This is a genomic window from Pantoea sp. Tr-811, from assembly GCF_011752535.1.
GTDB lineage: Bacteria > Pseudomonadota > Gammaproteobacteria > Pseudomonadales > Pseudomonadaceae > Aquipseudomonas.
Map to the genome: position 1 here is coordinate 122,984 of NZ_VWXJ01000004.1, position 20,998 is coordinate 143,981.

Sequence of the window (20,998 nt, forward strand, 5' to 3'; positions counted from 1 at the left end):
CCTGGCGGCGCATCGCGAGCTGCGCTCGCTCCTACCGGTTCCGCATAAGCCTGGTAGGAGCGAGCGCAGCTCGCGATGCGCCGCCAGGCGCCAATTTCCGTCCGCCGATTCAAGGTTTTCAGCCCAACGGCCGAAAACATATACATGAACCCAAACGGCCGCTTGCCAGCCTTCGGGACATGATGCAACCTTGCCGAATGTGCCGCCGCTCCAGGCCGCCTCCCCTCTTCAAGCGAGTCTTCGATGAAAAGCCAACCCGATGCCGCCAGCCGTGTGGCGGCCGAGGTCGTCACGCAGCTTCCCGTGCCCTCGCGGCTCGGCATGCTGCGTTTCGAAAGGCTCAACGAAGCCACCTGGGCAATGCTCTTCCTGGACCCCGCCTGCGAGCGCCAGTTCGGCCTGCCCGCGTCCGAACTGTGCGCCTTGATCGACTCGCCCTATGCCAGCCTGATGGAGCCCGAGGCGCGCTACCGGCTGCACGACGAAATCCAGCAACAGCTCGGCAAGCGCGGCTACTACCGCGTGCGCTACACCCTGCACGCCCAGCCCCGCGCACTGCGCGTGCTGGAAGCCGGCGAAGCCTACAAGCAGCACAACCGCCAGCTGCTGCGCGGTTTTCTCACCGTGCTCGATGACGAAGACGAAGCCGAGCAGGACGCCACCGACCTTGAGTCGCGCAACAACCGCCTGCAACTGGCCCTGCAGCTGAACCAACGCGCCCAGCAGGAACAGCTTGAACACCTGGAACGTGTGCGCGGCCAGCAGGACCTGATCCTGCGCCTGGCCCGCCAACGCTACAGTGCGGAAAACTCGCTGCTCGAAGCCGCCCAGCTGATTACCCGCAGCGCCTGCGAAATCTACAAGGTCGACAGCGCCAGCATCTGGCACCTGGAGGGCCAGCGCCTGGAGCCGATCAGCGCCTGGCTGCGCAACGAGCAAATGCACCGCCTGCCCGAGCCCATCGACGCCAGCCAGTTCCCCGACTACCTCGAAGCCCTGCACGCCAGCCGCGCCATCGACGCCCACAACGCCCACCACGACCCACGCACCCGGGCGCTGGCGGCAAGCCTGTACGAAGGCAACAACGCCATGCTCGACGCCAGCGTGCGGGTCGACGGCCAGGTGGTGGGCGTGCTGTGCCTGGAGCAGACCGGCCAGCCGCGGGCCTGGCAGTCGGATGAAATCGCGTTCGCCGGCGAGCTGGCCGACCAGTTCGCCCAGGTAATCACCAACCACAACCGGCGCACCGCCGCCAGCGCCCTGCACCTGTTCCAGCGCGCGGTGGAGCAAAGCGCCAACGCCTTCCTGCTGGTGAACCGCGACGGCGTGGTGGAGTACGTCAACCCAAGCTTCACGGCCATCACCCAGTACAGCACCGAGGAAGTCCAGGGCCATCACCTGGGCGAGCTGCCGGCCCTGGAAAACCTGAGCGAGCTGCTGTTCGACTCGCCGTCCAGCTTGGCCATGGGCAACAGTTGGCAAGGCGAATTCAAAAGCCGGCGCAAGAACCTCGAACCCTACTGGGGCCAGCTGTCGATCTCCAAGGTATACGGTGACAACCGCGAGCTGACCCACTACATCGGCATCTACGAAGACGTTACCCAGACCAAGCTCGCCCAGCAGCGCATCGAGCGCCTGGCCTACACCGACAACCTGACCAACCTGGGCAACCGCCCGGCGTTCATCCGCAGCCTCGACGAGCGCTTTGCCCGCGACGGCGAAAACCCGATGTGCCTGCTGCTGGTGGACATCGACAACTTCAAGCGGATCAACGACAGCCTTGGCCACCAGACCGGCGACAAACTGTTGATCAGCCTGGCCCGGCGCCTGCGCAACAGCCTTAGCCCCAACGGCATCCTCGCCCGCTTCGCCAGCAACGAGTTCGCCGTGCTGCTCGACGACACCAGCCTGGAAGACGGCCAGGGCGTTGCCCAGCAGCTGCTGCGCACCCTCGACAAACCCATGTTCGTCGACAACCAGCTGATCAACGTCACCGCCTCCGTGGGCCTGGCCTACGCGCCGCTGCACGGCAGCGACCCGGCCAGCCTGATGAAGAACGCAGGCCTTGCCCTGCACAAGGCCAAGGCCAACGGCAAGCACCAGGTGCAGGTGTTCACCGAAGTGCTCAACGCCGAGGCCAGCTACAAGCTGTTCGTGGAAAACAACCTGCGCCGCGCCCTGACCCAGAACGAGCTGGAGGTGTTCTACCAGCCCAAGCTGTGCCTGCGCAGTGGCCGCCTGCTGGGCCTGGAGGCGCTGCTGCGCTGGAACCACCCCGAGCGCGGCATGATCCGCCCCGACCAGTTCATCAGCGTGGCCGAGGAAACCGGCCTGATCATCCCCATCGGCAAGTGGGTGGTGCGCCAGTCCTGCCGCATGAGCCAGCAGTTGCAGGAAGCCGGCATGGGCTGCCTGCACGTGGCCATCAACCTGTCGCCCAAGCAGTTCTCCGACCCCGACCTGGTGGCCTCGATCGCCTCGATCCTCAAGGAAGAAGGCCTGCCACCGCACCTGCTGGAGCTGGAACTCACCGAAGGCCTGCTGCTCGAAGCCACCGAGGACACCCACCGCCAGCTCGACGAGCTCAAGGCCCTGGGCCTGACCCTGGCCATGGACGACTTCGGCACCGGTTACTCGTCGCTGAGCTACCTGAAGAAGTTCCCGATCGACATCATCAAGATCGACCGCAGCTTCATCAACGAGATCCCCGACAACCAGGACGACATGGAAATCACCTCGGCGGTGGTGGCCATGGCCCACAACCTCAAGCTCAAGGTGGTGGCCGAGGGGATCGAGACGCCTGAGCAGCTGGCGTTCCTGCGCCGGCACCGCTGCGACGTTGGCCAGGGCTACCTGTTCGACCGGCCGATACCAGGCCGCGAGCTTACCGAAAAACTCAAGCGCTACCCGCGCGGTCCAATGGCCTGACAGCTGCTTCAAGGTCGGGCACACTAGAGCCCATTCGGGCCCTTTCGCGGGGCAAGCCCGCTCCTACAGGCACCTCCCGTCGCCGCCTTTGTAGGAGCGGGCTTGCCCCGCGAAGGCCCCAACACCTATCTCACTGACTAAACACAGAGGAACGGCCATGGTCCTGCGTTCGGAAATCCTGGTGAACAAAAACGTCATGCCTACCGCGGAACAGGCCCTGCCTGGCCGCGAAACGCCAATGTCCCTGCCCGAATTCCACTACGTGTTCGAAGGCACCCCGCTGCTGGGCCCATTCTTCGAGGGCAGCATCGACTTCGCCATCTTCGGCCTGGGCTGCTTCTGGGGCGCCGAGCGCCGCTTCTGGCAGCGCGAAGGCGTGGTCAGCACCGTGGTCGGCTATGCCGGCGGCTTCACCCCGAACCCCACTTATGAAGAAGTCTGCTCGGGCCTGACCGGCCACACCGAAGTGGTGCTGGTGGTGTTCGACAAAGACAAAGTCAGCTACCGCGAGCTGCTGGCGATGTTCTGGGAACTGCACAACCCGACCCAGGGCATGCGCCAGGGCAACGACATCGGCACCCAGTACCGCTCGGCCATCTACTGCACCAGCCCGGAACAGCTGGAGCAAGCCAAGGCCAGCCGCGACACCTTCCAGGCCGAGTTGAACAAAGCCGGTTTCGGCGAGATCACCACCGAAATCGACCAGGCCCCGACCGTGTACTTCGCCGAGGCCTACCACCAGCAGTACCTGGCCAAGAACCCCGAAGGCTACTGCGGCATCGGCGGCACTGGCGTGTGCCTGCCGCCCAGCCTGCAAGGCAACTGAGCCATGGGCACCATGACCCTGTTCCACTCGCCGTTGTCGCCCTTCGTGCGCAAGGTGCTGGTGGTGCTGCATGAAACCGGCCAGCTTGGCCGGGTGACCCTGCACCCGGTGAACGTCAGCCCGGTAAACGGCGATGCCCAGCTCAACCAGGGCAACCCGATCGGCAAGATCCCGGCCCTGCGCCTGGAAGACGGCACCGTGCTGCACGACAGCCGGGTGATCTGCGAGTACCTCGACCTGCAGCATGTCGGCCTGCCGCTGCTGCCGCGCGAGGGCTCGGCACGCTGGCGGCGCATGACCCTGGCGTCCCAGGCCGATGCGATCATGGATGCGGCGGTGCTGAGCCGTTACGAAAGCTTCCTGCGCCCTGAGGACAAGCGCTGGGACGCTTGGCTTGAGGCGCAAAGCGAGAAGATTCGCCGCAGCCTTGCGAACCTTGAGCAGGAGCACCTGGCAGAGATCGCCTCCGGGTTCGATATCGCGGCGATTGGCGTTGCCTGTGCGCTGGGCTACCTGGACCTGCGCCAGCCGGAGTTTGGCTGGCGTGAGCGCCAGCCTGGGTTGGCGGCGTGGTATGCCGAGGTGGCCAAGCGGCCGTCGATGGTTGCCACCGTACCGGTAGCCTGAAGGGCCCCTTCGCGGGGCAAGCCCGCTCCTACAGAAGATCGTACCCCCCTGTAGGAGCGGGCTTGCCCCGCGAAGGCCTCACCTCGGTTTCAAAGGAAACAGCAGGCCGATTCGAAAGGCCAACCACCGCCCAATCGCTCTATCCTCCCTCATGCCGCCCTCCCCACCCGCGCCCAGTCCAACCGGCGGGTCAGCACCATGAACACCCCCAGCAAGCCAAAGCACAGCAACGAGCCCATCAGCAGCGCATAGTCCTCGGCACTGAGCAGCCCATAAAGCATGCCGTACAGCGCCGCCAGCCCCGCCGCGAACCCCACCCCGCGCCCCACGCTATGCAGCACATGGCTCAGGTAGAACCCCAGCAGCAACACACAGGCCGAAGCCGACAGCCCATACGCCGGGCCAAAGCCGATGTGCTCGGACAACGACAGCAGCAACAGGTAGAAGAACGCCAGCGCCACGCCAACCAGGATGTATTGCACCGGGTGCACGCTCAGATTCTTCAGCACCTCGAACAGGAAGAAGCCGGCAAAGGTCAGGGCGATGAACAGCAAGGCGTACTTGATGGCCCGTTCGCTCTTGAGGTACTGGTCCACCGGGTCGATGAAGCTCACGCCGAAGGTGCGCTCGCTGAAGTCGGCGCACTGCCCGCCGGTGGCGCACTGGCGCACGGCATCTTCCAGGTTGGTGGCGAAGAACGAGGTCTGCCAGTGGGCCGTGAAACCATTTGCGTCGATGTCGCGGCGGCTGGGCAGGTAACTGCCGACAAAACTTGGGTGCGGCCAGTTGGCGCGCATGTCGACACTGCTGGTACGGCCCACCGGCAGCAGGTGCAGTTGGCCGGTGCCCTGCAGGGCCAGGTCGAAGCCATAGGCGAACTCGCGGGCCTGCTCACCGTCCAGCTGCGGCAGTGCCACGCGCACGCCGCTGCGCAGCCAGTCCAGCCCGGTGCCGGCCTCGAACGGCAGGCGCTGGTCGTCGAAACTCAGTTCAAGGCCATTCTCGATGCCACGGATATCGCTGATGCCCACGGCCAGGAACGGCTTGTCGAAGCGGTAGTCGTCGAAATCCTTGTCGATGCCCCAGTGGTGCGGCAGCTTGAAGCGGCCAGAAATGCGCCCCTTGGCGTGGAACAGGCGCGCCTGGTAGATGCCCCTGGCGCGCAGTTCGGTGTCTACGCCAAGGTCGGCATCGAAGGTTTCGGGGAGGAAGTACAGGTGGCCACTGAGGGTGCTGGTTTCCTCCACGCTTTCGCCGTCCTTCACGATCCAGCGGCGCTGGTACTTGCGGTAGGGCACCACCAGCAGCGGGCCGCTGATCTGCTGGTCGAAGCTGGCGCTTTGGGCGATGTCGTGCAGCACGCCGTCACGCAGGTTCTGGCGGTCGCTGATCAGGCCGCCGATCATCAGCAAGGGGATCATCAGCAGCAAAGTGAGCAAGGCGATGGTGCCGAGCTTGTAGGCAAGGGATTTGTTCATGGGGCCTCCTATGGCAGTGGGCGCAGTGTCTGCGCCTTGCGTGGAGGCTTCGTGGAGCGCGTGTGTGAATTGGGTGTTTTTCCAGCGCCGCGCGCGGCCCAGCCATCTCAACCGATACGCCGCCCCGGCAACCACAACCGCACCCGCACGCCGCCGCCAACGTTCTCCACCGCCAGCGCCCCGCCATGCAACTGCATCACCTCGGCCACGAAATTCAGCCCCAGCCCGGTGCTCTTGCGCCCGCTCCCAGGCCGGGGCAGCGAATAGAACCGCTCGCTCACCCGCCCCAGCGCATAGGCCGGAATCGCCTCGCCCTGGTTGAACAGGCTCAGCGCCAGCCGCTCGCCCTCGCGCTCCAGCTCGAACAACAGCGCGCCGCCGCTGGGGCTGAAGTCCAGCGCATTGTCGAGCAAGTTGGCCAATGCCTGGCGCATCAGGAACGGGTCGCACAGCAAGCGCAGGCCCGCCGGCACCCGCTGGCGAACCTGCAAGCCCTGGCCCTCGATCCGCGCCGCATGGGCCAGCAGCAGTTCATCCACCATGGCCGCCAAGGGCACCAGCTGCTCGTCTTCCAATGCCTGCATCTGCTCGACCCGCGCCAGGTTGAGCAAGCGCTCGATCATCTGCTGCAAGCGCTCGCTTTCGCGCTCGATATTGCCGGCAAAGCGCTCGCGCTGCTCGGCCGGCATCTCGCCCTGCAGCAGCTCGGAGGCCCCACGTATCGCAGCCAGGGGGCTTTTCAGCTCATGGGTCAGGGTGTGCACATAGCGCTCGACATAGGCCTTGCCCTCCAGCTGCGTGCGCATCCGCTCCACCGCTTCGGCCAGGTGCGCAAGCTCGCCGCCCTTGTAGTACGGCAGCGCCGCCCGCTCGCCTTCGCTCACCGCCTGGGCATACCGCGCCAGCCGGCGCAACGAGCGCACCAGCCACCAGGACAACGCCGCGCCAACCAGCAGGCCAAACACGATCAACCCCAGGCCCAGGTTCAACAGCCGCCGTTCGGAGCGGTCGACATAGGGCTGCAATGAGCTGTTGGGCTTGGCCACGGTGACCGCGCCGATGATCTTGCCGTTGTCGACGATCGGCGCTGCCACGTGCATCACCGAAGTGTTCTCGTCCTCCTCGACGCTGCGCGTGGAACGGGCGCCGTACTGGCCGCGCAGGGTCAGGTAGACGTCGTTCCATTTGGAGTAGTCCTTGCCCAGGTCTTGCCCGCTGGAGTCGAGCAGCACGATGCCGTTGGCGTCGGTGACATAGATGCGGTGGCTGACCTGGGTTTTCTCCAGGCCCCAGATCTGCGCGCCGGGGCTGCGCAGGCCGTAGGCTTTCAACACTTCGGGCAGGCGGCTCTGGGCCAGGGTGCCGGCCTTGACGTCATCATGGAGAATTTCCGCCAGCAGGTTGGCGGTGTCGACCAGGGTTTCCTCGGAAGACTGGCGCACCACCGGGCGAATCTGCTCGCGCACGGTGTTGAGCAAAAAATAGCCAGCCAGCCCGACGAACAGGAAGTACACCAGAAAAATGCGAATACCCAGGCGCATCAGGCGTTGTCCGGGCTATAGCTGTAGCCCAGGCCACGGTGGGTCTGGATCGGTTCGGCGGCAGCGGCCACCAGGCGCAGCTTGGCGCGCAGGCTCTTGATGTGGCTGTCGATGGTGCGCTCATACCCCACGTCAGAGGCCACGCCCAGGGCGTCGAGCAGTTGCTCACGGCTGAACACCCGCTGGGGCTGTTCGAGCAGGCATTGCAGCAGGCGGAACTCATGGCGGGTCAGGGCCAGTGGCTGGCTGCGGTAGCTGATCTGCATGCGCAGGGTGTCAAGCTGAAACAACGGCGCTGGCGCCTGCACCTCGGCACGCGGCGCCATGCGCTTGAGGATCGCCCGCACCCGGGCCGCCACCTCACGGGGGCTGAAGGGTTTGACCACGTAGTCGTCGGCACCGATTTCCAGGCCCACCACCCGGTCGATCTCACCGTCGCGGGCGCTGAGGAACATCACTGGCACTTCGCTGAAGCGGCGCAGTTGGCGGCAGGTTTCAAAGCCACTGATGTCGGGCAGGCCGATGTCGAGGATGATCAGGTCGGCGGGGCGCAAGCGCTGCTGGTCGAGGGCAGCGCTGCCCAGGGTTACCCATTCAGTGCTGTGGCCATCAGCCTGCAGGGCGTAGACCAGGGTGTCGGCGATGGCGGCTTCGTCTTCGACGATGAGGATATGGGGCATGGCGTCCGGCCTTGCTGGGGCAAAGCTGGACTTTTAACGTACTGGCCTCATCGCGGGCAAGCCCGCTCCTACAGGTGCGGCGCCTAACGTGAGGCTTGCACATTACCGGTAGGAGCGAGCGCAGCTCGCGAAAGGGCCCGCACCAGCGCCACATATCAACAATCAGGCTTGCCCGCCGTAAACCGCTTGGCCGGGTTCACCGCCGCCTTGAACTGGCGCAGCGCCTTGGAGCCCACCAGCAGCGGGTAGTTGAAGTTGCTACGGTCCACCAGGTTGACCTCCATGGTGCGCTTCTCGCCCCCCAGGCACATTTCCAGGTCTACCACCGGGCGCTTGGAGATTTCCGGCGCATCGCCCTCCTCGTCCTCATCGGCACGGCCCTTGATCTTGCTGATGCGCGATACCTGGTGCTCATACACTTTGCCGTCGGCGTCCTTGGTCGCCAGGCGGAAGCGTACCCACTCCTCGCCATCGCGGGTGAACATCTCGATGTCCTTGGCCGACAGCGAGGCGGTCCAGGCGCCGGTGTCCATCTTGGCCTTCAGGGTTTGGCCCAGCTCCGGCAAGGTGATGTACTCGTAACGGCCATACAACGTGGGTTCGGCGGCCATGACCGGCAACGCCAACAGCGACAACAGGGCAAGCAGAGGTTTCACAGGCAGGCTTCCTTGAGAAGGGTCAGTGCTTAGACTGCACAGGCAGGATAGGTTCGCTGTCACAAGGTTAACCAACAAATTGTGAAACATTTGTCCCCGCCACCGGGCGCGGGGCATTTGGCGTAGGCCTCGGCGCTGCTTATCATTGCGCCCTGCTAACTTCCCACAACAAGAGTCCCCTTATGCGTCGCCTGTTTACCGGCCTTCTTACGACCACCCTGCTGCTGCTCAACACCGTGGTGTTGATCTGCCCGCTGCTGGTCTTCGCCCTGCTCAAACTGGTGCTGCCAGGCTGTGGGCGTGACTATGCCTCCTGGGCGGTGATGTGGGTGGCCGAAACCTGGTCGGAAATCGACAAAGCCATCTTCGCCCTGTGCATCCCCACCCGCTGGGACGTACGCGGCGCCGAGAACTTGCGCAAGGACACCTCGTACCTGGCCGTCAGCAACCACCAAACCTGGGTCGACATCCCCGCGTTGATCGAGAGCCTCAACCGCCGCACACCGTTCTTCAAGTTCTTCCTGAAGAAGGAGCTGATCTGGGTGCCGCTGCTGGGCCTGGCCTGGTGGGGCCTGGACTACCCGTTCATGAAGCGCTACAGCAAGGCGTTCCTGGAAAAGCACCCAGAGCTCAAAGGCAAGGACCTGGAAATCACCAAGGCGGCCTGCGAGCTGTTCAAGCGCCAGCCGGTCACCGTGGTGAACTACCTTGAAGGCACGCGCTTCACCGAGGCCAAGCAGCGCGAGCAGCAGTCGCCCTACCGCTACCTGCTCAAGCCCAAGGCCGGCGGCGTGGCCTTCGTGCTGGCGGCGCTGGGCGAGCAGCTGGATGCGCTGCTGGACGTCACCATCGTCTACCCCGGCAACCAGGCACCGGGGTTTTGGGACCTGCTCAATGGCAGCATTAGCCGGGTGATTATCGACATTCAAGTGCGCGAGCTGGACCCGGCATTATGGGATGGGGATTACGAGAACGACCCTGCGTTCCGCCAGACCGTGCAGGCCTGGGTGAACCAGCTGTGGTTGGCCAAGGACCAGCGGATCGAGCAGTTGCGGGCCGAAATGGCCTAACCTGCTTCGCGGGGCAAGCCCGCTCCTACAGAGGCCGCGTACCCCCTTGTAGGAGCGGGCTTGCCCCGCGAAGAGGCCCGCAAACCCACCACACCCCGTCAATTAAAACCCAGGCTAATAATTACAATAAGTAATACTTTTTTGTCATGCACCCCCTAAGTGGATAAAAATCGACCAAAGCACAACTACAAAAATGCCTGGATCGATCGATGGCCAACCCACCCAGCTCCAACTCCGCCCAATTGCGCCGTGTTCTCGGCCTCCCCGCCCTGGTGTTCTTCGGCCTTGTGTACATGGTCCCGCTGACCATCTTTACCACCTACGGCATCGTCACCGAGCTCACCGGTGGCCGCACCGCCGGCGCCTACATGGTTACCCTGGTGGCCATGCTGTTCACCGCCGCGTCCTACAGCTTCATGGTCAAGCGCTTCCCAGTCGCGGGTTCGGCGTACTCCTACACCAACATGGCCTTCGGCCCTAATGTCGGCTTCCTGGCCGGCTGGTCGCTGCTGCTCGATTACCTGTTCCTGCCGATGATCAACTACCTGTTGATCGGCCTGTTCCTCAATATCGCCTTCCCGGCCATTCCAGCCTGGTCCATCGCCCTGGCCTCGATCGTGCTGGTTACCGTGCTCAATGTGGTGGGCATCCACTCGGTGGCGAAAACCAGCAACCTGATCGTCGGTGCACAGATCATCTTCATCCTGGTGTTCGTCGCGCTGTCGTGCCAATCGCTGGCTGGCCAGCCGCTGGACCTGCTGGCGCCGCTGCTGGGCGATGGTTCCAAGCCTGGGTTCGGCGCGATCATGGCGGGGGCGGCGGTGCTGTGCCTGTCGTTCCTGGGCTTCGATGCCGTCTCTACCCTGGCCGAAGAATGCCGCGATGCCCGCCGCGACGTGCCACGGGCGATCATCCTCACCACCTTGTTCGCCGGCGTGCTGTTCACCGTGCTGGCCTACGTGAGCCAGCTGGTGATGCCCGGCACCACCTTCGCCAATGCCGACGCGGCAGCCAACGAAGTGATGCTCAAGGCCGGTGGGCAGTTCCTGGCCAACTTCTTCACGGCAGCCTACGTGGCGGGCAGCCTGGGTTCGGCGCTGGCCTCCCAGGCGGCGGTGTCGCGCATCCTGTTCACCATGGGCCGCGACAACGTGCTGCCACGGCGCAGCTTCGGCTACCTGTCGCCCCGCTTCGGCACGCCGGTGTTCGCCATTGCGTTGGTGTCGGCGTTCTCGCTACTGGCGTTGGTGATTAACTTGGAGACTCTGGCTTCGCTGATCAGCTTCGGTGCACTGGTGGCGTTCTCGGCGGTGAACCTGGCGGTGGTGAAGACCCACCTGATGGATGACCGCGCCCAGCGTAACCTCAAGGGGTTGCTGTGCTATGGCCTGGTGCCGCTGGTGGGCCTGGCGCTGACCCTGTGGCTGTGGACCAGCCTGTCGGCGCTGACCCTGGTGATTGGCCTGTGCTGGTTCGCCCTGGGCCTGGCCTACCTGGCCGTGCTCACCGCCGGCTTCCGCCGCCCGGTGCGCCTGATGGAATTCTCGGAAACCGCCTGAGCCCCAACGCCGCCGCCCGCAACCGCAGCGGGCCTGCACAAATCCGGTAGGAGCGAGCGCAGCTCGCGATGGGCTGCAAAGCAGCCCCGCCATCATCAGCCGTTAAGCTGAAACCCTGGGGCCGCTGCGCGCCCCATCGCGAGCTCTGCTCGCTCCTACAGGGGTCGCGTGTGCCAGTCAGACCGAAGGCTGGCCCAGCGGCGCCGGGGTGGTCCACAGGCTACCCAGGTTCTGCAACAACGACCCCGCAATCCCCTGCTGGCCAAGGTACTGCAGAATCAACGGCGCAAACTGCCCGATCATCCCGGTGTGGAAAACCGTGGCGACCTAGACAATGCGTTCAAGGCGCTGAGGTTGAAGGCGAACACCGGGCTTGCGGCCAGAGCCACTAGGGCTGCCTAGGGTGAATGCTTTGATTGGGAGGGATTTTGTTGGACGGTATGGCCAGGGAAACGAGGGGCTTGACTTGCTTCCCTGGCGTTCATTCAAATCCGGCTATAGAGGTAAGCAATGGAATTTGAAGAAAGCAATGACAGCGCACATTCAGCTCGCCTGCCTCAAGCCAGCGTTGAACATTTGGATGTCGCGTGCCATTTGATCTTCCAGAGTTATAAATCTGTTGAAATCCGCTGTCTGACCTGCGCTTGAAACTCGCGTAAACCTCAGTGAAGGGTGCGCTGGCCTGCCAATCCTCAACTCATTTATACCTTTGCTCCGCACCAACGCTCGCGCAGAATTATCTTTTACCTTGGCAAAATCAATTGTACTTACAGCCAATACGGTTCCATTTTTCTTCAAGGCTGCATAGCGGCTCGCATTCTCGAACGTATCGGTCACAAAAAAAGTACCCGTCGTACTTTTAACGCCGCCCTTCAAAATCTTCTTTGCCGCAGCACCACTTGTGCCGTGATAGCCAATATCGATTCCTTTAGCTGTTTGGTCTTTCCCAGGCTTTCGGGGAGAGAAGAACACTTTCCGTAAACGGCTGAATACAGATCCGAGTCGAAAATGCCCTGTGGGATCAGTAAAACTCACTGGTTCACCCATGCAGTACATGTATGCGCTCCGCCCTCCTTCACCAAAAGGGCTCAAGCTATCTGGACTGCCATAGCGCATCAGACTGGAGCTATATATGCGATAACCATTTCCTAGCAGGTAATAGCCCGTTATTTGATCTATCGGCTCTCCATTAAAGCCGGATATAGCATCCTTCAAATCATCGCTGGATGCATAACCATAAGGCGTATAAGCGATATCTACATCGCCATCGCGCTTCGACATTCGTGAGACTGATAGTTTCGCATCGTGGCAAATCAGCCCTACCTCGAAGAGGTTATCATGAATCTCACATTGAGCAAGCAGGCCCTGCTCTAGTCTAAAAATTGACTGCTGTTTGGAGCCTTGAATCCTGGAAAACAGATTGTTCCCCTGATAAAAATATCGAGCAAAGGCAGCCTTCAACCCCTCGGTACAGTTCTCAGGCACTCCTTGTTTGGGCGTGGATGCTAGTGACATGAAAGTCGACTCCAATAACGTTTACTAACTCAGCCCTTAAACTCGCTCAATTCAGGGGCACCGTCTACTATCAAAAATATCAGGTGGAAGCTAATTCCAGCACGTTTCTTCTATCAAACAAAAGGTAACCCGTTGTTCTTTTGAGAAAAAACAGGTGCGCGCGGGGTGGGAGGAGCAATGGCGGTGAAGTGCTCACTCTTCTATACGTGGTTACAGCAAGCTGTACCGCCAGGAACTAACACCGATGCCATTTGGACCACTATCTCATTCAGCCGCACACCAGTGCTGTGTACGGCCTCTTTCCCGCGCATTGGGAACCATAGCAAAGCATTCGGCGGCCGACCTATCTGGATCAGTCGTCGAATGCTTTTCTAGATCTCGATGTCAGTGCAGATCTAAAGCCATGCGCATCTTGTTTGCTGCGCTATAGCGCAGCCCGGAAGGGCCGGGTGATCTCTTATGAAACAAAGCATAAGTATCTGATTTGCTCCATGAGGAGCGAGCTCTGCTCCTACAGAGGCAACGTGCGCCGGTCAGACCGAAGGCTGGCTCAGCGGCGCCGGGGTGGTCCACAGGCTACCCAGGTTCTGTGCGCCTGATGGAGTTCTCGGAAACCGCCTGAGGCCCAACGCCGCCGCCCGCAACCGCGCAGCGTATCCGGCGGGCCTACGCAAAATCCGGTAGGAGCGAGCGCAGCTCGCGATGGGCTGCAAAGCAGCCCCGCCATCATCAGCCGTTAAGCTGAAACCCTGGGGCCGCTGCGCGCCCCATCGCGAGCTCTGCTCGCTCCTACAGGGGCCGCGTGTGCCAGTCAGACCGAAGGCTGGCTCAGCTTTGTAGCATCTGCGGGCGTTGACCTTCGGCAACCACGCATTTCCTAGCAAATTTGCTAGTTGTGCCTCTCAACCCGATTGCGCACAGTGAAATCTCTCGCAGTCTCACGGTACCGAGCACACCATGACCACTCACTCAACCGGCAGCAACGGGCAGGTGCAGGTCGATTCTGACAGCACACCAACTTTTACAGCTGAATTCGAGAAAGCTGACTGCACCAACACTATTGCCGGTTCATCGCGCGAATCGATCGCCTACTCGCCCTATGGCTACCATCACGCTGGCAAGATAACAACGCTGATCGCATTCAACGGACAGTGGCTTGACCCGGCTTCGAAAGGCTACCCCTTGGGCAAGGGGTACAGAATACTGAGTACCGTCCTGTACCGATTCCATAAGCCTGACTCACTAAGCCCATTTGACAGCGGTGGGCTAAATGCCTATGGCTATTGCCTGGGAGATCCCGTCAATCATGCTGACCCCTCGGGCCATGTGCCACACTTCCTCAGGAGTTTGGGCAAAGGTATACGCAACCTCCTAGGCACTAGAACGCGCTCGAACGTGCGTGAAGTTAGAGATCAGATAGCAGCATTCCAGGCTCGGCATAACCAATCACCCGTTTCATCAAGAGGCTCAGCAATCACACTCACACCCGTGGCCAGTCCTCGCCAATCTTTTAGCGTATTTAATGACGAAGCCGGCGCGCGCCGTGATGCTGCCCTACCGTCATACGATGAGATTTTTAACGGCGAGCTACCTAGTTATGAATCGGCCATAGCACGCGGGGCATCTCGCTCGCCCAGCCTATCGAGCGTATCCAGCGAGGACCCTCAGTCCTCTGCGACTATCGATAGGATGACACCGCAGCAAATACAAGAAGCCATCCGCACTGCAGTAGAGCGCACACGCGCTAATCACTCTACACACCATCCGAACCTACCGGTGTAGCCTATTTAACTCCACACCCGCGTGCCCTCCTTGGCACCTAGAACCATCACACCGAAGGCTGATTCAGCGGCGCTGGGGTGGTCCACAGGCTACCCAGGTTCTGCAACAACGACCCCGCAATCCCCTGCTGCCCCAGGTACTGCAGAATCAACGGCGCGAACTGACCGATCATTCCGGTATCCATCCCCAGCGCCTTGAACGCGTTGTCCAGGTCGCCGCGGTTCTCCACATCGTTGCCCAGGGCCTTGTCCAGCGCCGACTGGCTACCCTTGTCGTTACCTAGCAACTGCCCCAACCCGCTCAACCCACCCAGGGCATTGGCGCCCGATAGCAGGTCCAAGCCGGGCACTGCCTTGGTCAGCTGGCCATAGTCGTCGCTGCTCAGGTTGTTGCGCGCCAACCCCAGCATCGCCCCAGCCCCGCCCACGGCCTGTTCGGGGGTGATGTTCAACTGGCTGCCTAGGGTGTTGAGCAGATTGGCCTGCCCCTCGGGCGCCTGTACCTGGGCTTGTTGCTTCTGGTTCTGCATGGAAGAGACGGCGTTGGCGGCGTCGCTGAGGTTGAAGGCGAACGCTGGGGTGGCGGCCAGGGTCATCAGGGTTGCCAGGGTGAATGCTTTCATCGGGAGGGACCTCGCTGGCCGGGATGGCCTGGGAAACGTTCGTTTTGACTGGTGGATTGATGGATTGTTCCAGGCAACCTTGTCGGTATTCCTTGCCAGCGCAGACCTGTGATCATCGCCTGTTATTTCTATCAGTAGCGGTGTGCAATTCACCTCAGCATACTGGGTGCAGCGTCGATGAGGATTTGATATCGCCACACTACCTGATAGGAGCACAACCGTATGAGCAGAGAAGAACCACTCGTTTATACTGTCTATGGCTTTGGCTCACAAAATCATACGACGCAGACACTGCTCGGCTTCAATGGAGAGCCTGTACAAACACTGCCATCGCTATATTTGTTGGGTTCTGGCTACAGAGGTTATCGCACAGACTTGATGCGCTTCGTTTCACCAGACAGTTTAAGCCCATTTGGCAACGGGGGTATCAATGCCTATTCTTACTGCAAGGGTGACCCGGTAGGTAGAATAGACCCCTCTGGGCATGTACCACTCATTTTCAAACCATTCGTAAGCTTCAAAAAAGGTATCCAGAATCGCTTTTTTGGAAGAACACCAAAAAAAGATCGACCTGTCACTTCAACACTTCAGGGCACAACAGGCGATGAGCGAGCGCCGCATGGACAGGCCAACGATGACCTCGGCAGGTTTATGGTAAAGCGCATGGCGCGAAACGAAATAAGTCAGCTCACCTCCGCAAATAAAGAATTGATTGAATCCGCTAAACTGTACGACCTGACAACTGTAGACCCCGAGTTAATAAACTCTAAACTTGAACAATTAAAAAACCGTAAAAATCGAATCGAATATTTGCAAAGCGAATACAACATCCCAATAGTTCAGCGCTACTTAAAAGTCACAAACAACATTTTAGAATTACAAAAAACCTCAGCAAATGTAAAAGCGATTAGGGGTGCGATACTGTACTAAAAAATTGACTCAAGGTTCCGATCAGATGCTCGCCGACGACAATGATTGAGGACTTGCTGAACTTAAGATCGAGCGCCGCAAGCGGCGCTCGATTGGCTAGGCGAGTACGAACGCAGGCCTGGCGCGTAAGATTCCCTCAGGCATTCAGTTTTTTCCCCTTACTTGTAGGACGTTTCTGAATTACAGTCCCAAACCGCTTAAGCCATTGCGATGATCTGGGATGCGCCCTAGTGTCGGGCGGTCGTTGCGAAAACAGCGACCGGCTTTGACAGGCCGACCAGAAAATCTTCATGGCTTTAGCCCTCGATGGCGGCTGTGTGTGGGGCACCTCGTGTGCGCCGGGTTTTTTGGTTTTTCTACCGGTCTGTCAACCCATGCACAGCTGCCACCCACCTGTTTGACAGCAGAGGGTGGTGGCCCCTATCGAGAAAAAACCAATGCGTAAGATTGTCCCCGATCCACCCAACACCTCCCATTCCCTCGAAGACACCCTCATCCAGGCCACGGACCATGTGCTGTGTGCCCAAGCCGTCGCGCACCAGGCGATCTTGCTGCAGCCCAAGTCACCAGCCTCGATTCTGGTCATGGCCACGATGCATCAGCTTGAAGCGCTGCAGGCGTTGCTTGAGGCAGCCTTGGCCCAGATGCAGCCGCAGGCGCAGCATTAACGGTTGAGCTTTTGTGTTGCCTGGGCTGGCCCAGGCAACCGAGAAATTTCAGGGAGATTGAAAAATGAGCAGTGACAATACCAACACCACCGTAGGCAAAACCTTTTTCTACCAAGGCGAAGGCCATACCCACCCGCTGTTCTGCATCGCCCCGGGCATTCCCTGCCAGAACGCCCGCGAACAGGCTTCGGAACTGATGGGCTATGTGCGGGATTTGACCATCGAAGGGCTTATGGAAGACAAGCCGCAGTTGCTTTGGGCTTCCCATTACCTGAGCGCAATGGCCAAGGCGCTGATGGATGATGCCGAGTTGGGGATGATGCGTAAATAATGGGTCGACCGGGCTGGCCCCTTCGCGGGCAAGCCCGCTCCCACAGGGAACTGCAGCGCGACAGCGCAGCCCGTAGGGCTGGGTAGGCTCTCATGGAACAAATCGCAAATATCTGATTTAACGGTGAATCCTGTAGGAGCGGGCTTGACCCGCGAAGCAAACACCGCGGTGTATGGCACCGGCTGCGCCGGTGTTCGCGGGGCAAGCCCGCTCCTACAAAGGATGGCGGCGCGGCTGCTGGCACGGTTCCCTGCGCGACAGCGCAGCCCGCAAGGGCTGGGTTATCTCCTACAGCTGCTGCGCCAGGCTTTAAAACTGTTATTTCTGCCAGTATGAAAATTCCTGCGGGTGTTCAGAATGGGTTTCATGCAGCGCCCATTCATCCACCCCAGCAGGGATTCGAACCATGAGCAAAGCACCGAACAACACGCTGTTCTTTTACCAGGGCGACAAGCTCGTCACCGTGAAGCAAGGCGACCAGCACCGCGCCATCTTTCGCAATGCCGAGCAGCCGCTGGCGGAGTTGAGTACCGACGACACTCAAGCCTCCGGGCTGCTGGCTACCGATGACAAAGGCTCGGTGCTGGCCGTTCAAGGTTCAGGCGACCAGGCCTGAAGGCTGGGTAGCTGGCCTGGTAGGAGCGAGCAAAGCTCGCGATGCGCCGCCTGCGGCGCTCGATCTACCCGCCAAAAAAAAGCCCCTCTACAAGAGGGGCTTTCCCACATCACACGGTCACGCCGCGCCCCACATCTTGTGCGGGTCGATGACGAATTTCTTCGGCACACCGGCATCAAACTCGCCATAGCCTTCCGGCGCCTGGTCCAGGTTGATGACCTGCACCCCCACCACCTCGGCAATGTTGATGCGGTCCCACATGATCGCCTGCATCAGCTGGCGGTTGTACTTCATGGTCGGGGTTTGCCCGGTGTGGAAGCTGTGCGACTTGGCCCAGCCCAGGCCAAAGCGAATGCTCAGCGCGCCGATCTTGGCCGCAGCATCCACCGCACCCGGGTCTTCGGTCACGTACAGGCCCGGAATACCAATGCTGCCAGCCACGCGAGTGACCTGCATCAGCGAGTTCAGCACGGTGGCCGGGGCCTCGTGCTTGGCGCCTTCGTGGCCATGGCCACGGGCCTCGAAGCCCACGGCGTCAACGGCGCAGTCCACTTCAGGCTCGCCCAGGATGTCGACAATCTGCTCGTGCAGCGGGGTGTCCTTGGACAGGTCGACCACTTCGAAGCCTTGGGACTTGGCGTGGGCCAGGCGGGCCGGGTTCAGGTCACCGACGATCACGCAGGCAGCGCCCAGCAGGCGCGCCGAGGCAGCAGCGGCAAGGCCCACCGGGCCGGCACCGGCCACGTAGACGGTACTGCCTGGGCCAACGCCAGCAGTGACGGCGCCGTGGTAGCCGGTTGGCAGGATGTCCGACAGGCAGGTCAGGTCGCGGATCTTTTCCATGGCCTTGTCGCGGTCGGGCAGTTTCAGCAGGTTGAAGTCGGCGTATGGCACCAACACGTACTCGGCCTGGCCACCGGTCCAGTCGCCCATGTCGACGTAGCCATAGGCACCACCGGCGCGGGCCGGGTTGACGGTGAGGCAGACACCGGTGTGCATCTCTTTGCACGAGCGGCAGCGCCCGCACGCGACGTTGAACGGTACCGACACCAGGTCACCGATTTTCAGGCGTTCTACATCACGCCCCAACTCGACGATTTCACCGGTGATTTCGTGGCCAAGCACCAGGCCGACCTGGGCAGTGGTGCGGCCACGGACCATGTGCTGGTCGGAGCCGCAAATGTTGGTGGAAACCACCTTGAGGATCACGCCGTGCTCGATCTTCTTGCCGCGTGGGTCTTGCATTTTCGGGTAGTCGATCTTCTGCACCTCGACCTTGCCCGCGCCGAGATACACCACTCCACGATTGCCAGACATGCTCTTACCTCGCTTGATTTTTATGTTTGCAGCGGTGGTGGAACGTGCCGCCGTCCATGGGCGGCATGTGTTACTGGAGTGCAGGAATTGTGGGCCTGAAACGGCGATGTGCGCTGACTGGAAGCGACAAGGGGATGCCTTTTAGCGGCAGGTAGAAATGCGTCGGCCCCTTCGCGGGCAAGCCCGCTCTTGTAGGAGCGGGCTTGCCCCGCGAAAGGGCCAGTACAGGCTGCTACAGAACAACCGTGCGATTGGCGTTAAGGAACACCCGCCGCTCAATGTGGTACCCCACGGCCCGCGCCAAGGTCAGGCACTCGATGTCGCGCCCCTTGGCAATCAGGTCTTCCGGGTAATGGCTGTGGTCCACCACCTCGACGCCCTGGGCAATGATCGGCCCCTCGTCGAGGTCGTTGTTGATGTAGTGCGCGGTAGCGCCGACCATCTTCACGCCCTTGTTGTACGCCTGGTGATAAGGCTTGGCGCCCTTGAACCCCGGCAACAACGAGTGGTGAATGTTGATCGCCCAGCCATCCAGGCGCCGGCACAGCTCCGGCGACAGCACCTGCATGTAACGGGCAAGCACCACCAGCTCCGCCCCGGTTTCCTCGATCACCTGCATCACCTTGCGCTCTTGGCCCGGCTTGTCTTTCGGGTCGAGGGCGAAGTGGTAGTAGGGAATCTTGTGCCAGTGCGCGAGCGGTTCGAGGTCAGGGTGGTTGGACACCACCGCGACCACGTCCATGGCCAACTGGCCGATGCGCTGGCGGTACAGCAGGTCGTTCAGGCAGTGGTCGGCCTTGGACACCATGATCACCACCTTGGGGCGGTGATTGGGTGCGGTCAGCTCGAACGCCATGCCGAACGCTTCGCTGCGCTCGGCAAGGCCGGCGCGAAAGCCGGCCTCGTCGAAATCGTCCGGCTGGCGGAACTCCACGCGAATGAAGAACCGCCCCGACAGCCGGTCATCGAAGGAATGGTGCTCGGTCACGTAGCAGCGCTGCTCGTAGAGGTAGCGCGTCACCACGTCGACAGTGCCGAGCATGCTCGGGCAGTCGGCGGTGAGAATCCAGGTATCCGGTGCCCGACTCATGTTCCGTTCTCCTTACGCCTCGATGCTCAGGCCGTATTCGGCCGAAGCGTCCTGCAGCCACAGCCACCAGTAGTCGGAGAAGCTGCGGCGAATCACCAGTTCCCAGGTGTCTTCGGCGGTACGGCGGATCACCAGTTGCGACTTGGCGAACACGGTGCCCACGGCCTTGCCCACCGGGAAGTTGTTCGGGTGAACATCATAGCTGGTGGACTTCATCAGCACTTCGCGCACGTTCGGGCCGCGCAGTTCCAGCAGGCTTTGCCCGCCGCTGACGTTCACCACCTGGATGTGCTGGCCTTCAAGGGCCGCACGCAGTTTCTGCTCCACTGCCAGCTCCTGCCCGCCGGGCACGATCAGCAGCCACTCGTCGGGGCCAACCCACTGCAGCGAGGTGTCGCCGTTGGCCACCACGGTCAGGGCAACCGGCAGCTCCAGGCCCAGGGCCTTGTGCACGCCGGCGGCGAATTCCGGGTTGTGGCCATCGCCACGCAGGGTCAGGTGGCCGAGGAATTTCTTCTCGCGCAGGGTTACGCCTGCGTTCTTGCGGCCTTTGCCCACCAGGCTGGCCAGGTCGGCGTGGTGCAGTGGCGACTGGGCCTTGGCCTCGGCGCCGGGGTTTTGCTGGAAGACGTTGATAGCGCTCATTTCTTACCTGCCTTGAATTCTGTTGTCCGTAAGACCGAAGGTCAGACGCAATGCCCGAATAGCAGCCGTGGTCTGTAGGAGCGGGCTTGTCCCGCGAAGAGGGCGGCGAGGCCACCT

Annotated in this window: 20 protein-coding genes; 10 read left to right on the plus strand and 10 right to left on the minus strand. The window is 61.4% G+C overall.

Features of this window, described 5'->3' with window-relative positions; all coding sequences use genetic code 11:
• Window positions 1–243 precede the first annotated feature (243 nt).
• The 3 genes from F3J44_RS07605 to F3J44_RS07615 all read left to right on the plus strand — a co-directional run bounded on the left by F3J44_RS07605 (window position 244) and on the right by F3J44_RS07615 (window position 4,381).
• Entirely contained in the window at window positions 244–2,928 is a 2,685-nt protein-coding gene (locus F3J44_RS07605) for a bifunctional diguanylate cyclase/phosphodiesterase (RefSeq protein ID WP_167066326.1), read from the plus strand.
• Between the two features lie 157 nt (window positions 2,929–3,085).
• Window positions 3,086–3,754, plus strand: a complete 669-nt coding sequence (gene msrA, locus F3J44_RS07610) for a peptide-methionine (S)-S-oxide reductase MsrA (protein WP_167066324.1) — start codon at window positions 3,086–3,088, stop codon at window positions 3,752–3,754.
• A 3-nt stretch (window positions 3,755–3,757) separates the two neighbouring features.
• Window positions 3,758–4,381: a glutathione S-transferase gene (locus F3J44_RS07615; protein ID WP_167271515.1), complete on the plus strand. Its 624-nt coding sequence runs from the start codon at window positions 3,758–3,760 to the stop codon at window positions 4,379–4,381.
• Window positions 4,382–4,530: 149 nt separating this feature from the next.
• On the opposite strand, the gene creD is transcribed toward F3J44_RS07615, so the two are convergent.
• The 4 genes from creD to F3J44_RS07635 all read right to left on the minus strand — a co-directional run bounded on the left by creD (window position 4,531) and on the right by F3J44_RS07635 (window position 8,691).
• Window positions 4,531–5,859: a cell envelope integrity protein CreD gene (gene creD / locus F3J44_RS07620; protein WP_167271517.1), complete on the minus strand. Its 1,329-nt coding sequence runs from the start codon at window positions 5,857–5,859 to the stop codon at window positions 4,531–4,533.
• Window positions 5,860–5,966: 107 nt separating this feature from the next.
• Entirely contained in the window at window positions 5,967–7,400 is a 1,434-nt protein-coding gene (creC, locus tag F3J44_RS07625; protein ID WP_167067623.1) for a two-component system sensor histidine kinase CreC, read from the minus strand.
• Entirely contained in the window at window positions 7,400–8,080 is a 681-nt protein-coding gene (gene creB / locus F3J44_RS07630) for a two-component system response regulator CreB (RefSeq protein ID WP_167067620.1), read from the minus strand. The genes creC and creB overlap by 1 nt, the downstream gene beginning before the upstream one ends.
• A gap of 155 nt (window positions 8,081–8,235) precedes the next feature.
• Window positions 8,236–8,691 (minus strand): ATP-dependent zinc protease, encoded by a 456-nt coding sequence (locus F3J44_RS07635; protein WP_255456932.1) that lies wholly within the window; start codon window positions 8,689–8,691, stop codon window positions 8,236–8,238.
• Window positions 8,692–8,918: 227 nt separating this feature from the next.
• Between F3J44_RS07635 and F3J44_RS07640 the strand changes: the two genes are divergently transcribed.
• Entirely contained in the window at window positions 8,919–9,806 is an 888-nt protein-coding gene (locus tag F3J44_RS07640; RefSeq protein WP_167271521.1) for an acyltransferase, read from the plus strand.
• A 209-nt stretch (window positions 9,807–10,015) separates the two neighbouring features.
• Window positions 10,016–11,365: an APC family permease gene (locus F3J44_RS07645; RefSeq protein WP_167271523.1), complete on the plus strand. Its 1,350-nt coding sequence runs from the start codon at window positions 10,016–10,018 to the stop codon at window positions 11,363–11,365.
• A 177-nt stretch (window positions 11,366–11,542) separates the two neighbouring features.
• Here the strand turns inward: F3J44_RS07645 and F3J44_RS07650 are convergent, their stop codons facing one another.
• Window positions 11,543–11,668 (minus strand): DUF2780 domain-containing protein, encoded by a 126-nt coding sequence (locus F3J44_RS07650; protein WP_205299754.1) that lies wholly within the window; start codon window positions 11,666–11,668, stop codon window positions 11,543–11,545.
• Between the two features lie 240 nt (window positions 11,669–11,908).
• The gene (locus tag F3J44_RS07655; protein WP_167271525.1) at window positions 11,909–12,880 is read right to left on the minus strand and encodes an RHS repeat-associated core domain-containing protein; all 972 of its coding nucleotides are present in this window, start codon (window positions 12,878–12,880) and stop codon (window positions 11,909–11,911) included.
• Window positions 12,881–13,837: 957 nt separating this feature from the next.
• Here F3J44_RS07655 and F3J44_RS07660 point away from each other — a divergent pair.
• The gene (locus F3J44_RS07660) at window positions 13,838–14,662 is read left to right on the plus strand and encodes an RHS repeat-associated core domain-containing protein (protein WP_167271526.1); all 825 of its coding nucleotides are present in this window, start codon (window positions 13,838–13,840) and stop codon (window positions 14,660–14,662) included.
• A gap of 46 nt (window positions 14,663–14,708) precedes the next feature.
• On the opposite strand, the gene F3J44_RS07665 is transcribed toward F3J44_RS07660, so the two are convergent.
• Window positions 14,709–15,284 (minus strand): DUF2780 domain-containing protein, encoded by a 576-nt coding sequence (locus tag F3J44_RS07665; RefSeq protein ID WP_167271527.1) that lies wholly within the window; start codon window positions 15,282–15,284, stop codon window positions 14,709–14,711.
• Between the two features lie 222 nt (window positions 15,285–15,506).
• Between F3J44_RS07665 and F3J44_RS07670 the strand changes: the two genes are divergently transcribed.
• The 4 genes from F3J44_RS07670 to F3J44_RS07685 all read left to right on the plus strand — a co-directional run bounded on the left by F3J44_RS07670 (window position 15,507) and on the right by F3J44_RS07685 (window position 17,829).
• The gene (locus tag F3J44_RS07670) at window positions 15,507–16,214 is read left to right on the plus strand and encodes an RHS repeat-associated core domain-containing protein (protein WP_167271528.1); all 708 of its coding nucleotides are present in this window, start codon (window positions 15,507–15,509) and stop codon (window positions 16,212–16,214) included.
• 437 nt (window positions 16,215–16,651) lie between these two features.
• Entirely contained in the window at window positions 16,652–16,882 is a 231-nt protein-coding gene (locus F3J44_RS07675) for a hypothetical protein (RefSeq protein ID WP_167271529.1), read from the plus strand.
• Between the two features lie 64 nt (window positions 16,883–16,946).
• Entirely contained in the window at window positions 16,947–17,213 is a 267-nt protein-coding gene (locus F3J44_RS07680) for a DUF3077 domain-containing protein (RefSeq protein ID WP_167271530.1), read from the plus strand.
• Between the two features lie 406 nt (window positions 17,214–17,619).
• Window positions 17,620–17,829 (plus strand): hypothetical protein, encoded by a 210-nt coding sequence (locus F3J44_RS07685; RefSeq protein WP_167067584.1) that lies wholly within the window; start codon window positions 17,620–17,622, stop codon window positions 17,827–17,829.
• Between the two features lie 117 nt (window positions 17,830–17,946).
• On the opposite strand, the gene fdhA is transcribed toward F3J44_RS07685, so the two are convergent.
• The 3 genes from fdhA to F3J44_RS07700 all read right to left on the minus strand — a co-directional run bounded on the left by fdhA (window position 17,947) and on the right by F3J44_RS07700 (window position 20,881).
• Window positions 17,947–19,146: a formaldehyde dehydrogenase, glutathione-independent gene (fdhA, locus tag F3J44_RS07690; RefSeq protein WP_016393294.1), complete on the minus strand. Its 1,200-nt coding sequence runs from the start codon at window positions 19,144–19,146 to the stop codon at window positions 17,947–17,949.
• 232 nt (window positions 19,147–19,378) lie between these two features.
• Window positions 19,379–20,236, minus strand: coding sequence for a formyltetrahydrofolate deformylase (gene purU, locus F3J44_RS07695; RefSeq protein WP_167067578.1), 858 nt, complete (start codon window positions 20,234–20,236; stop codon window positions 19,379–19,381).
• Between the two features lie 12 nt (window positions 20,237–20,248).
• Window positions 20,249–20,881 carry a sarcosine oxidase subunit gamma gene (locus F3J44_RS07700; RefSeq protein ID WP_167067575.1) on the minus strand — a complete coding sequence of 211 codons (633 nt, stop codon included), beginning with the start codon at window positions 20,879–20,881 and terminating at the stop codon, window positions 20,249–20,251.
• Window positions 20,882–20,998: the final 117 nt, after the last annotated feature.